This window comes from Bacteroides sp. 41_26 (assembly GCF_949740115.1).
Lineage (GTDB): Bacteria > Bacteroidota > Bacteroidia > Bacteroidales > Bacteroidaceae > Bacteroides > Bacteroides nordii.
This window is the reverse complement of sequence record NZ_CATJGZ010000085.1, coordinates 43,912-58,512: the sequence shown is the minus strand read 5'-3', so window position 1 is coordinate 58,512 and position 14,601 is coordinate 43,912. Positions and strand designations below refer to the sequence as shown.

Genomic DNA, 14,601 nt, shown 5'->3' with positions numbered 1-14,601 from the left:
CAACCTCAAAAAAAGATTAAGATGAATTTCAAAACATATATAACCAGCACATTATTAAGTTGTTTTTTACTAACAGGCTGTAACTCTGATAATGAAAAATTAATTTATGAATCGGACACAAATTGTTATGTATCTTTTCGTACTGAAAAACTAAACAAAGAAATAGAAAAAGATGAAAACAATCTGATTATCCCTGTTTATCGCGAAAATAAGCAAGGAATAATGACAGTTATTGCCGAATTGTTGTTTCAACAAAATCCAGATGGTACAGAGGTCCCCGGAAGAGAGTTTATATCTTTAGAGAACAACATAATAGAATTTAAAGATGGAGAAAATATTAGTAATATAATACTAAATATAAATCTTTCGCAATTAGACTATCTGACTAAAGCTAAAGCCCAGATAAAACTGAGAGCTACTGAAACAGCCCCCTTTTCTACTTTCGGTAAAACAGCATTGACCCTGTCTTTAAACCGTAAACCTACCTGGAAACAATTTGAAGAAAAAGGTATCTACACTTCAGGATTTTTAAATACAGAGAAAGAGGTTACAATACTAAAAGCCGAAGAAGCCCCTTTCTATATCATAAAAGATTGCTATGTAGCAAACGGAGATATTCGTGTGGATATGGATAATGACGGAAACGTTACCATCGAGCAACAAAAGGCTTTTCGACTTGAAGCCTATGGAATAGTATATGTGGTAGGAACAGGATTTTTGGACAAAACCACCAACACCGTCATAATGCAATTAACGTTCCTTGTTGAACAAGATGGGCAATGGGGAATATTATCAGGGGCTGCTTTTGAGGAAAAATTTACTATTCCTGCCCGTTAAACAGACAATTATCAGAGAACTATAGATTAATGTTTAACAAAAACAATTACAACTTATGAAAAAGTGTTACGTATTATTATTATTTACAATGTTGGGATTTACCATCAATGCACAATCCGTATGGGATGGAACTGCAATGACATGGACCAAAGGTGATGGAACAAGTACAAATCCTTATTTAATTGAGAATGGACAACATTTAGCTTACCTGTCCGAACAAGTACGCAATGGAGAAACTTACAAAAATAAGTTCTTCAAGTTAAACAACGATTTGGATATGGGAGCAACTGCTGATCATAAATTCACTCCTATTGGTGTATTTGATGAGTATACCGACTCATCAAAACCAGAACTGGGAATCGTCGATGATTCGAAATACTTTTTAGGAGTATTTGACGGTAACAATAAAAAGATAGATAATATTCATGTCTTTTTCATTGATGAACAATCAGTTGGTGGTACCGGATTGTTTGCCTGTATCTCTGCAGGAGCTGCAATAAAAAATTTAGGAATCGGAGAAAACTCTATTATCGAAGGAGGTGATGGCACTGGATCACTGGTAGGAAACATGAAAGGAGGTATCATTGAAAATTGTTACAATGAAGGATTAGTGACAGGAATCGGGGGTAGTTTTGGTACCGGTGGACTAATAGGAGTCGGAGAATATGGTAAAATAGCTAATTGTTATAATACCGGGATGGTGAAAGGAGTAAGTGACGTTGGAGGTATCGTAGGATATGTTGATAAGAACTTTACTATAGACAACTGCTATAACTGCGGTATGATCAATGCTTCAGGTCTTTTTGTGGGAGGCCTTGTCGGACTTATGTATGCCGGAACAATAACGAATAGCTACAACATTGGAATGATATCTAACGGACCACTTTTCGTCAATGCCATTGTCGGAGCAACAGACATGGATCCTTTCGTTATCAAAAATTGCTATTATTCAAAAGAGCTGACAAATATTGGAGAAGAGATAACAAATGGTATATCTGAAAAAAGTGTTGAAGAGATGAAAGCAGCTTCTTTTATTACCTTACTTAATGGAGGACAAAATCCAATAGCATGGACTGCCGACACAAGAAATATAAACGGAGGATTTCCCATTCTTGTATGGCAATCAAGTCCGGTTACTGGAATTCAGAATGCAAATGAAAAAACTGATTGTAATATATATGTAGTAGACAAATCTATCGTTGTGGAATGTTCCGAAAACGTACCTTGTCAAATGAATGTAATCAATTTAAACGGGAAAATAATCAATAGCCAAACATTTCTACAAAATAACTCTCTCAATATAACTGACAGTGGTATTTATATTGTAACCGTTAATATTAACGGTCAACAATATACGTCCAAAGTGGTTATTAAATAATTAACTTTACAGAATGAGGATGAGGCTGTCTCAAAATATTTTTTTTGATTTCAGCCTCATCCTGTATTCTATTAAAATCTTCTACCTTCATGAAATTTATAATCACCGGAATTATTTTCTCTTTTTTATTTTCAGTACATTGCTTTTCCCAAACAATATGTACTGACTATTCACCTAAACTATCGGCTATAACAGTTAGTCAACTTCAACAATATGAATCGAAAACGACACGTGGAGTTAACAATAATGAATTTCTATTTGCGTATGTCCGCCTTATCCCCCAAACAGACACGAATGTCCTAAATGAAAAATACGGAGTGCGACTTAATACCGGAGCTGGTGGAATCTATACGGCTATTATCCCAATGGAACAGCTCAGAACTTTCGCTCGGGACAGTACAGTAATGAATATCGATGCGAGCACAGAAGTCAGAATGATGATGGATTCTGTGAGAATATATACAAATATAGATCCGGTATTTGCCGGAAACGGACTTTCCCACTCTTATCAAGGGGAAGGAACTATTATAGGAATAATAGATAGCGGATTTGATTTCACACATCCTAATTTTAAAGATGCTGACGGAAAAAATCGTATTACTTGTGTATGGGATCAAAACAATCTGTTTACCACCTCTAACTCTCCGTATGGCTATGGAGTTATTTATTCTACTTCAGAACAGATTGCAACTGTAAAACACGATATGTCTGGCGATACACATGGTACACATGTAGCAGGAATAGCAGCCGGAAGTTATAACAATATATATAGAGGTATAGCACCTAAAGCAGAAATAGTTCTTGTCTCTGTCAACAAAACAGAACAAGGGATATTGGATGGAATCGATTTTCTATTGCAGTATTCCGACAAAGCCAATCGCCCCCTTGCCATCAATTTAAGTATGGGAACAATCTTGGGATTTAAAGACGGCACTGATAACTTCTCTATATTGGCAGATCACCTTATGAAAGATAGAAAAGGAAAAATATTAGCTATTGCTGCCGGAAATGAAGGACATCGCAAATCTACCCTTACAGGTAAATTCAATTCGACAATGCGCAATGTAAAAAGCCTACTTATCCCCCCCTCTTATGGCAGAGACAACCTTTTCATACAAGGTACGGCAGATCACATTTGCCATCTAACCATATCTTTAAAAGATACACTAACAAATACATACCGATTTTCTGAAACTTTCACATCTGGCGAACAATGGAGTAAAAGTTTTCAAAATTTCGGTTTAAATAAGTCCGACAATTCCAAATTAAATATTTCTGCTTCTTTAAATCCCATTAATCAAAATCCTTACTTTAACATCAACCTTATATACACCAAACCGGAAAGTGAAGTTTGGGAAATATCATTCTCATCAGACGGAGGTAAATATATGATTAGCAGTGATTACGGAAGTTTTACATCTGCCGGTAAAAATGACTATACCAATGGTTCCACAGATTATACAATAGCATGTACAGCTACAGGACATGAAGCTATATCTGTAGGAGCATATGTTTCTAAAAAGACTTATAAAGACATCTCAGGCACACTTCACCAATCGGATTGGGAAAGAGAAATCCTCTATCCTCTTTCAGGAAAAGGTCCGACTTATGACGAACGCATCAAACCGGATATCGTAGCTCCCGGCGCAACCGTGATATCCTCCTTCAACTCATACGCTGCATCTTACAGCGTAGGGCCTTCCGATAAAACTTTAGAAGTAACAGATTCTTTTTCTAATAGAAAATACTCATGGGGGATAGCAAACGGAACTTCTATGGCTACTCCCGTAGTTACAGGTACACTCGCTCTATGGCTGGAAGCATGTCCGGAACTGACTTTAAAAGAAGTAAAAAAGATTATCGAAAAAACTGCATATCATGATTCAAATACAAGCAATACTATTAATGCAAAGTATGGTATGGGAAAACTTGATGCCATTGCCGGACTTTATGATATATTACAAATGACCTCACTCCAACAAGAAACACATCTGGCATTCAACTATATTTATGATAGAAATAGTGGAGAAATAGAAATCACCTCTCCTGATCCTGTAGAAAAAGTACACATATATTCTATATCAGGAAATATCCTATCAGTAATCAATCACCCCATTAATAATAAATTCCATATAGAATTAAATACAAAAGGAGTTTATTTTATGCGAGTACAAAGTTCGAAGTTTTCAAAAACAATCAAACTGGTGTTTCATTAAAACTGTACATTAAAAGAGCTATGCCAATTAGCCACACTATAAATTCGTTGACTAATTGGCACATTTTTTTAATCAAGTCCAAGGCGATGTTCATCTTCTTTCAGTACTATCTGACCAATTATCTTCCCCATAGCTTCAAGTCATCCCAATACATTCGTAAATATTTATTCTTCGATTTCATATAATTGGCTATCTCTTTTGAAGTATAAAGTTTTAATGGATTAAAATCCGTAATTCCGTCAGGTGATGGATCCTGACTATTATGTGTATAATTTGTTATATCAAAAACAGTTTGTTTATCTACCCCTTTTGTCTCAATAGTCATGTAAAAACGCCCATTCTCTCTATCTCCTTCTTTACAATAATACTCCAAAGTAAACCATTCGCCAATGGGCACTTTTACTTCAGTATTCTTCTCCATCCAAAGCGTTTTAAATCGTTTATCAGCAGGTAATCTACGATCAATATCCTGTGCATCCACTTTAAAATAAAGTTCCCCTTTACCCACAACAGGTTTAGTTATTCCCAAAGTAACACGCCCGCCATAAGAAACCGTTGGCCTCCAGGCAACGTTATTCCATAATTCAACAATTGTAAACCAATTGATAACATCCGGATAATTGTAAAGCTCTCTCATATCCTCATGCAAATAAATTCTCATTGATTGCGTAAACTCCCTCAATCCTTTTTTAATTCCATAAAAATCACATTGTATTCTTGCTTTCTCTGTCGTATCAGTCATCCAAGGTTCTTTTATAAGAAATTGCAAAACCCTGTTATGTGAGTTAACCGGATCAGATACTATACTCGCCAGACGTTGAGTGGAATCACCTTTCGTATAAGTGACAGAAACCCGATCCATGATTGATTCAATATCTCTTCCCCAATCGCTTTTTATCAACGTATTTTCCTTCCCTACGATATGATGGTTATATTGTCCGGCAGGTATTATGGTAACAGTATCTTCAAAACCGGACTGAAATAACAGAAGTTCACTTCGCTTTAAATGTTTATTAGGTGCATCCGGACATTTAAAAGCTAACATAGGAGATATTTGTTTAGGATTTTGTAATGCCAGATGTGCTGCATTTTGAGCAATAGTTACCTGACAGGTATTAAAATAACCCGGTATAAAACGATTTCCAACCGGAGAGGCACCAGTAAGAGCTTCATACCAGGTACAAGCCGCTGTATATTTTCCAATCTTATTCAAATGAGAACCATCCCTATTAAAAGTATCTCCCAAAACACTTGTACGTGCATTCTGAATAGCCGTTCCCGAAGGAATTATCATGTCAATCCCAACAGAATCCGCAGCTGACCATACAGATTTGACAATAGCCTCATACATATCTATCTGTTTTCTATTATAGGTATCAAAAGCCGGTTTTGACGAACTTTGAGGATATGCCCAGGTTTGATGCATGACAAATCTGACCTGCGGATTAGTAGCATGTTGTTTAACGTAATCTACAAGATATGTCAGATATGGGAAATAGCTGGACAACACTCCCGATAGAGTGCTTACCTGTTGAAAAGTAATATAATCCCACTTTTCATCCTGAATACATTGTAACAATGTTCTCTTAGAAATAGTCTTTTTACTTCCTGCTATTTTTCGATAAGAATACACCGGCAGATCTTTTTCTATATTTTCCCAATGCTTTTCTAAAGAACAACCACCGATAAAAGCATTTGCAACTGTTATTTCCGTACCTCCTTCCGTACTCAAACCATCCAGGAATTCTTCAACAGCATCCGCTGAAAAACTATTTCCGATAGCAAGAACTTTCACCGACTGTTGGGCAAAAAGTGAAAAGCTAACTGCAGAAAATAATAAATATAAGTTCAGTAGTATAATTTTATTTTTCATTCTAACACCTTTTGAAATTAAACACCTTATCTGCAAGGCTTGATCATAATACACTATCAAGCAATTCTTTCAGATGATTTATATATAACTGACGGGGAGAACAATGATTCTTTGAACACAAAAAGGCTGCCAATCCTATTACTTCTCCCATCATTCCGGTAGTACGTTGTACACGTACTGTACCCAATGCAATATGAGTGACACTAATGTTACGTCCCGCCATAAACAAGTTTTCTATATTACGTGAATACAAACAACGATAAGGGAAAGTATACACATCCTTCCGCTTATCCGGATGGACTGCATATGCTATAAATTCTTCTCCGGGAAAATACTTCGAATTTCGTTTGTCCGGATAATGTAAATCAATTCCCCAGGTAGCAGTAACAATCGCATCCGGATAATCCACTTTATTCTTAACATCTATACCTGTCAATAAAACATCCCCAATTAAACGGTATGATTCGCGTTTACCTGCATTATAAGATAAATACGCCAGTTTGTACTTCCCATATTTATCTTTCATATAAGTTTTGAGGTATGCCCAATTACCATAAATAGCTCTGAAATTATGATCCCTTATCCGTTCGGCATCTTCTACCGTATGAAAATTCCCGAATCCGGTTTCCCAGTTCCAGACCGACTTTGTCAGTTCAAAATGATAATCCGAAGTAAATTTCAACATCCATTCTTCTATCGGAAATTCAGAAACCTTATCTGTTAACGTAGCATACCACTGATTAGAGGTTCCCATAGTCAGTCCATCCGGCTGTTCCGGAGCCTCCGGTTCACCTGTCTGCGCTCTGCTTTCACGGCCGTAAAGATGATCAGCACCGGCTAATAAACCTAAAGAGGCATCTCCTGTACAATCTGCAAACAATTGACCTCCAAAATGATGTATCTCCAATGTATTTGTATTTATAGCCTTTACCCCGCTTATTACAGAACCATCCATATCGGCCGCATATACATGCATATTTTCAAACAAGGAAATATTCTTTTCATTTTTAACAATCTTCCACCTCCAGTCATCTCTATACGTAGAAGCATCTTTATTGCCTACCCCGGCAAAGCCATTATCAATCTCTCTCATAATAGCACCAATCTTTGAATATCGGTTTTTAAAGAGATCTCCATCTGTAGGAACTCTTATCTCCGAGCTGCTGTTGCCACCTAATACGGGACGGTTATTAATTAATGCTACCTTTAGTCCTAATCTCGCAGCCTGTATAGCAGCACATATCCCGGCAACTCCCCCTCCAACGACAATAAAATCATATTCACCCTCATTATACGGAGCCGGTAACCGAAGCATTTCCTGTCTGAAAAGTCGTAAACTTTCCGGATCATCGGGCAATTTAGTATCTTTGGATTTTGAGAAAAACAGAGCATCACACCTTCCGTCAAAACCTGTCAAATCTTTCAAACGAATTTCCGTTAATTGTTTATTTATACACACAGTTCCACATTGATACCATTTCCATTCAGCGTCTCCTGACGCTCCAAGTGTTTGTTCCAACTCTTCTCCATCAATTGCTATCCTGAATTTACCAGGTCCGTTCGGATAGGGTGCCCAATCTTTTGTCCGTACCCAAACATAGTAAATGCCTGTTTGTTGAAAAAACACCTCGGTTACAGCATCCTCTACCGCCTCCCCCAAACCATGAGCCAACAAATAAGGTGAGCCCATCTGATCGATAAACTGAGTATCTACCGACCAGCCCCCTTTATTCTTAAAAAGTTCGGCCTCTACCAAAACAGACTGGCAATAGGCTGTTATTATCATCCCCCACAAAAGGCATATGCATACAAACATAAACCTTTTAATGCGGATACCCGTTTCAAGATATTTTTTATATCCAATCATACTTCAAACTTTTTCCATACAAAGTCTGCAAATGCCTGACGGCTTGCATCAGAATAGTTGAGTCATATTTCTTTGCCGCCCTTTTCATCATTGGCAAAGCGATCCGTTCCGTTTGCTCATTCTCACGCACACTCCCCCACTCCCACTCTTTCTGTCCGGAAAGATAAGGAGCCAAAAACAAATAAGCAGATTGCAGATTGTATCCATCAGGCGTTTTATAATTCCAAAGATCTTCACCAATACGTTCTCCGCATTCTGCCAATACAGTAAAAGCTCTCAAGCCGTATACCGAATAAGAAAAAGCCCAATCACGTTTCATTTCATGTGGCAGACTACCATTTAGTGCAATCTGTTCCCGTATCTGCTGCTTTCCAAATTCAACCATTTCTTTTACATATTCCAGCTCACCCGTATACAGAGAATAAGCGGCTATTTGTGCAGAGTACCAGGTACCATGGTTATTTTGCGCTTTCTTTTCCTGTATCCCAAATTTACTAGTACGCAACCACTGTACATAGTCAGAGAACCATTGTTTCAAAGCTGTATCATCTTTACCGGTCCAACTTTCAGACAATGAAAGTAACTTCACACAATCTGTCATTTCAACCAATGTCACTCCAAAAATAATACCGATCGCCATTCCTTTATAAACTCCGGGAAGGGCAGACGCACATTCAAAATGTGGATTCATCCGGGTATCTTCATCAATAAACCACACCCGCAGCAGCTGAGTTGCCTTCTTCGCATATCTTTCATCCTGAGAGTAAAACCAGGCAAGACTCAGTAACTTAATTCTATCAACCGTATTATTATACCTGGCAAGATCAAATTTCGGACCGTTCGCTTCCGGATTAATACTACAGTCCTTTCGAATATAGGGCATACCGTCGGCACTTTTCGGATTAGGCCATGCATATTTTCCAATCGCATAAAAATCGTGTTTATCTCCCGAAGGGGGAAGCATACCATCCGTCACTGTCTCCGGTTTCAATGCAAGACAGGCATCCGCTTCTTTTATCAAATCATTGTAGGACTTAATAAGTGAACTTTCTCCATTTTTTATACCATCCCTCGTCTCTATAAGTTCTGAGAGGTCAAAACCTATCATAGGCGAAGGCTGTTGGGCAAATACACACTTAACTCCGAAAAAACAAGCAAATAAAAAAGAATAAAATATATATTTCATACGTAAATTCATTTATCTCGGTTTTATAAATCTATTCGGACTTTACTTTCTGGTAGCGCAATAAGGCCTCAACATAATAATAATCAGCATAAGTGAGAGGAACATCGACTTCAGAGTGTTCCATCAAACTCCCAACCGAGTGTTTTAAGATAAAGTTTCCGTTCGTACCCGGCTCCGCCAGGTATTCGGGAGAGGTAAGTGTTTTCAATTGTGTCTCAGCCATCATAAGACATTTCCGGGACAGTTCACCCTGAATCATCGTACTTAACTCAATGAAAGCAGAAGCCATTATAGCTCCGGCAGAAGCATCACGATAAGTATCCGGTATATCAGGAGCATCATAATCCCAATATGGAATACCATCTTCGGGCATACGCGGATGAGTTAAAATGTAATTTGCAACTTTCTTCGCATGCGCCAAATAATGTTGTTGTTGCGTTTCTCTATACATCATAACATAACCATATAAAGCCCAGGCTTCTCCCCTCGACCAGGAAGATTCGTGAGAATAACCTTGTCGGGTATGTTTCTTTTCCGGTTGCCCGGTGATAGTATCATAAGATACCACATGCCAGCAACTATAATCCGGCCGAAAATGATTTTTCAAAGTCACATCCGCATGAGAACGGGCTATAGATGCAAAACGCGAATTATCTGAATTTTTTGAAGCCCACTCAAGTAATTCCAGATTCATCATATTATCGATAATGACCGGATACTGCCATACCGCCCTATTAAAATCCCACGAACGAATGACTCCGATATGATCTTTATAACGGGTAGACAAAGATTCCGCACCTTTTAATAACACCTGTTTGTATTTTTCATTACCAGTCAGACGATATCCATTACCAAAACTACAATACAGCATAAACCCTACATCATGATTTCCCTTATTATATTTCTCCTTTTCCACCCGGGAAGTATAATCACAAGCATACTCTTTCAAAAGAGTATCACCCGTTGCTTCATACAGATACCAGAGTACTCCCGGAAAAAAGCCACTGGTCCACCACTTCGAGTCCGATGTGATGAGTTTTCCTTCTTTATCAAGTGTTCTCGGCAATAAAGTCTTTTGTTCCCATATGGATTTTGCCATTAATTTAGATTGTTCTACAGAAACAGACAGTCCTTTCTCAATAACTGCATCCATTTCATCTTTCCCAGCACAACCCATAAAAATCGCAATGAACAACAGTGCCAAAATTTCTTTTCTCATATCTTATTTTTGTTTGATTTATCTCAATATTTTTAAGCATTTCGATTGTCCGTTCACAGTAGCAATAGCAATATATGCTCCCGACCGAAGATCCTGAACAGGGTATGTCAGATGCCTACCATTAAATTCTGTGCTTTCTATTATACGTCCTACAGTATCAACTATATCAATCCGTACATCTTCGGCATGTTCTGTTTGAAAAACCAATCCGGAAGAGTCCCGGGTAAATATAAACTTAGTTTCCTGAGGTATCTGTTCCAAACGAGTTATCTCCGAAGAAACTCCGGGAATAATATGAATCTGTTCGTCCGCACTCAATGTGTAATAAAAAGCCACACTCCAGTTATACAGAGGATAAGGTTGACCATAAATAGTGCTACCTTCTCTGGAGCAAACTTCATTTACAGGTCTTAAAGAGTTACCGGGTTCACGATAATAAATATACTCTCCGGTTGAGTTTTTAGCATCCAGATCAACGTATGTGAAGTAAGCCGGATAATCATCACTATCCCGTAAATTACCATGACCTCTGGTCAAGGCCGTATTTTCTCCAATACCTGCATAAATGATCTCAAGTCTTCCCCCGGATAAATCTCTCTGTGCTGTTAAAACAACCCAATCCCCTTCTGTTTCTACCTTGCTCAACGATTGTTTTATCCCATCTTTATAGACTTCAAAGCCATAGTTCTTAAATTTAGCCCCGGTTGTCCATGTGTCCAATACCAAGGGAGGAACCGGAACATGAAACCGGATTTTAATCTGTTTCGGATTGGTAGTCCGCATGATCTTTTCCGGCTGTAAAGGTTTGAATTCTTCCCCAAGGATTTGTGTTCTGTAATAAACCTTTGCCATCATTTCTCCATACCAGCGATATCCATTCGGATCTAAATGTCCACCACGATCAGGCATCGGATAAACAGGACCTGCACAAATTATATCATCTTCTTCATTAGACGCTTCCAATTGTGCCATACCAATAGGAAGCTCTTTTATTTTTCCATATTGGCAACCCGTCTGATAAGTAATAAAAACCGGTTTTTCCGTTTGTCCATAAGTTGCTATGATATCTTTTTGCATGTTGTTTTTCAGTGTTATCAGCAACATCTTATATTCAACTTTATCAGAAGTTGATTTTGATCCGCTTATCAATCCGGAACCTTTATTCTCATAATTATTTTCCCCTTGCATAAAGAAAATTGCCGGACAGGAGATTGTGCTTTTATCATATTGTACAGCCAATGCTGCATTGGTTAATGCATTTTGAAAATCCGACACATAATGACAACGGCCAGGAACTTCCGATTCTTTCGAAAGTTCTTCTATAGAACGACCACCCGTACCACAAGACGTTGCTATAAAACGTCCTCCTATCTTTTTCTGTAAATGGTTCACTACGCCATACAAAGGGCATTCGGCAGTAATCGTACCCGCTCTTGTAAATGGATATAAATCAGTATCTCCCACACTATTCTGTTTTGCCAGCTTTCCCAATAAAGGATTTATTCTGCTTTTATCAGAATTCCAGTAATTAATCCATATATGTTCACCAAGCATATAATTCCCCGGAACGTTCTCAACCGATAACAGCGGATAAGATTGTGCTCCTACTGATAAGCTCTGCCCATACATAATAAAATGTTGATATGTGGTATTCTCTGATATTTGTCCACTCACGCTTTTGGCCGGACTATTAGCAGTTATCGCATTCGCCAGGAATAAAAATGAGATAGAAGCAGCGTTAATTTTCATACCTATCTTATTCTGCAACTTTACTTAACTTATAACTGTATTTATCGTCAACAACCAGAATATAAAATCCTTTGGCTAAATGAGAGGTGTTAATATCAATATCAGAACAAGTTTCTTTTTCCAGCATTTTTATACCAGATAAAGTATACATCTTAATATTATTCTGCCCCCCTTTTATCGAAACAGACTCGGAAAATATGACGGGGAAAACTCTAATTTCCTCCGGATATTCTACGTTAGAAAGTGAACTCGCACTACCACCTTCCGGAATGATCAAAGTCGTGTTACCTGACACTGTACCATTCAAACCTACAGCAAACTGTAATGCCCCATTAGCCTCACTCGTATCATATTGATAAATACTTTCGTTAATAGACTTCCCGGTAGAATAAGCACAAGGAGTCCATGAATAACATCCGGTACGTACTTCTATTTCTGCGGACCAAATCCACGCTGTATCATTTTTTTCAACGACATGCCCTGTAGAAGGGAATAAATTGAATTTAGTACCTCGTCCACGGGTCGTTTCATCAATCACCCGTTGATCCCGGATATTCCCACTATTATCCAATATACCAAAATTAGCTTTCCACCCCCAAATAGAAAATGCAATATCATTCTCCCGAAAAATCTCTGCCACATCGCGTATCCACTTTTGTTTAACTTCTTTATTTGTATTACTGATACAACCATATTCAGAACAATACAGCTTCAACCCTAACTCAGTTGCGCGATTTATAGCAACTTGCATCTGTTGCTTCAAAATAGATTTATTATAAAAGCCATTATAATAATTCACAACACTCTTATGTTTCTCATTTTTAATAGCATCCACATCCTTTTTAGCAACAAGTTGCCCCGGATAATGCAAAGGAATAACCAAATCTTTCAAACCATCCATCCAACTGGCCTGATAATGAGTAAGCAGGTGTGGTGAATAAAAATGAAAAGCAAGGATTAATTTCTTATCGTTTTCAGGAAGGGTTAATGTAGACAATGCACTGGCCGAATTGTGACTGATGCCTCCTACTATTAAATAACGATCCGGTTCGCGTTCACGTATCTTGGCAATAATTCGCGCCAACAAATTATTCCACACATCAGCATTCGGTGCGTTGGCTTCATTCAGAAGTTCGTACGCTAACAAACCAATCGGATAATGTCCGAATTCCTGTGACAGTTTATCCCAAATATTAACGAGTTTGTCCTGTTCGGCCTGTTCTTTCCATAATATAATAGAGTTCTTATCATCATTGAAATAGTGCGAGCGGGTAATATGCATGTCCAATATAATACGCATATTATATTCCTTGCACCATGCAATAGCATCGTGAATAAGTTGCTGGGTTTCCGGATTAAAATTCAAATCTGTATCAAAAACTTCTTTTTCATCAACAGGCAATCGTATATGATCATATCCCATGTCTGCCAATTTTTTTAAATCTGTTTTCTTGAAGTAATTGATAGCACTTCCTCCCCGGTTACTCGTCTGCGAGAGCCACACTCCGATATTCACTCCAGAGCCAAAGTCAAATTTATCATCCGAAAAATTGGGTATTGCATTATGAAGCACAAATTCATTTTGCAGGTTTGTACGTGCATTAGCCGGCTCATTAGGCTTTCCTCCTACTAAATAAATATTCTCTTCACTGAAAGCACCTGCATTCTTTTTTTCCCCTTTGCTCTTATCAATAACTTTCAATACTACAGGATATTTTTCATCCTGAATCGTTATTTCAGTAGTCCCGGTCACTTTCCCCGAAGCATCTACATTAAAAGTCAGCTCATCTTTCTCTCCGTAGTAAGCAACCACTTTGTTCAAACTATTATAACCTGCCGACTTCATACATGGCCGCCAGGAATGTTCACCTATAGGGGCCTGAATCGTTGCCTGCCAAATCCAGGCAGTATCATTCTTCACTACTTCTCCTGTAGTTCCAGGCATCTTGAACAGAGGATAATACCATTTTCCTCCTCCTTGTCCCTGAAACTTCAGTTCTTCACTCAAACCGGCAACTATATTCTTCTCATCCTGACTGATATCATTACTTGTCCGTACTCCGAATGTCTTATCAACTACCCTAAGCGTAACCGGATAATTTTGTGCAAGTAAAGTGGCCGAAACAGAAAAGATAAAAAACAGAGAGATTATTTTTTTTATTTTCATACTTTAAATAATAAAAAGAGATAAAATTAAAAGCAAAAAGATAGTAGCTAACGGCTTCACTTTTACTATGAAGCCGTTAGTATGAATCTGTTTACCCCAAAAAACTAAT

General features: G+C 37.9%; 9 protein-coding genes. 3 read left to right on the top strand and 6 right to left on the bottom strand.

Annotated elements, in window-relative coordinates:
- Positions 1 to 21 precede the first annotated feature (21 nt).
- From QX565_RS12560 to QX565_RS12550, 3 genes are all read left to right on the top strand, one after another.
- Positions 22 to 837, top strand: coding sequence for a hypothetical protein (locus QX565_RS12560; protein ID WP_221648837.1), 816 nt, complete (start codon positions 22 to 24; stop codon positions 835 to 837).
- 55 nt (positions 838 to 892) lie between these two features.
- Positions 893 to 2,215 (top strand): T9SS type A sorting domain-containing protein, encoded by a 1,323-nt coding sequence (locus tag QX565_RS12555; protein ID WP_221648838.1) that lies wholly within the window; start codon positions 893 to 895, stop codon positions 2,213 to 2,215.
- Positions 2,216 to 2,304: 89 nt separating this feature from the next.
- On the top strand, positions 2,305 to 4,431 hold the full coding sequence (locus QX565_RS12550) for a S8 family peptidase (RefSeq protein WP_221648839.1): 2,127 nt from the start codon (positions 2,305 to 2,307) through the stop codon (positions 4,429 to 4,431).
- Between the two features lie 118 nt (positions 4,432 to 4,549).
- On the opposite strand, the gene QX565_RS12545 is transcribed toward QX565_RS12550, so the two are convergent.
- From QX565_RS12545 to QX565_RS12520, 6 genes are read right to left on the bottom strand one after another with little or no spacing between them, the layout of a single operon-like run.
- On the bottom strand, positions 4,550 to 6,304 hold the full coding sequence (locus QX565_RS12545; protein WP_289292922.1) for a DUF4886 domain-containing protein: 1,755 nt from the start codon (positions 6,302 to 6,304) through the stop codon (positions 4,550 to 4,552).
- A gap of 43 nt (positions 6,305 to 6,347) precedes the next feature.
- Positions 6,348 to 8,171: an FAD-dependent oxidoreductase gene (locus QX565_RS12540; RefSeq protein ID WP_221648841.1), complete on the bottom strand. Its 1,824-nt coding sequence runs from the start codon at positions 8,169 to 8,171 to the stop codon at positions 6,348 to 6,350.
- Positions 8,158 to 9,357, bottom strand: a complete 1,200-nt coding sequence (locus QX565_RS12535; protein WP_289292921.1) for an alginate lyase family protein — start codon at positions 9,355 to 9,357, stop codon at positions 8,158 to 8,160. Before QX565_RS12535 ends, QX565_RS12540 begins: the two co-directional genes overlap by 14 nt.
- 31 nt (positions 9,358 to 9,388) lie before the next feature.
- Positions 9,389 to 10,576, bottom strand: a complete 1,188-nt coding sequence (locus tag QX565_RS12530; protein WP_289292920.1) for a glycoside hydrolase family 88 protein — start codon at positions 10,574 to 10,576, stop codon at positions 9,389 to 9,391.
- A gap of 18 nt (positions 10,577 to 10,594) precedes the next feature.
- Complete coding sequence (locus QX565_RS12525; RefSeq protein ID WP_289292919.1) at positions 10,595 to 12,325, bottom strand: hypothetical protein; 1,731 nt, start codon at positions 12,323 to 12,325, stop codon at positions 10,595 to 10,597.
- A 7-nt stretch (positions 12,326 to 12,332) separates the two neighbouring features.
- Positions 12,333 to 14,492: a cellulase family glycosylhydrolase gene (locus QX565_RS12520; protein ID WP_289292918.1), complete on the bottom strand. Its 2,160-nt coding sequence runs from the start codon at positions 14,490 to 14,492 to the stop codon at positions 12,333 to 12,335.
- Positions 14,493 to 14,601: the final 109 nt, after the last annotated feature.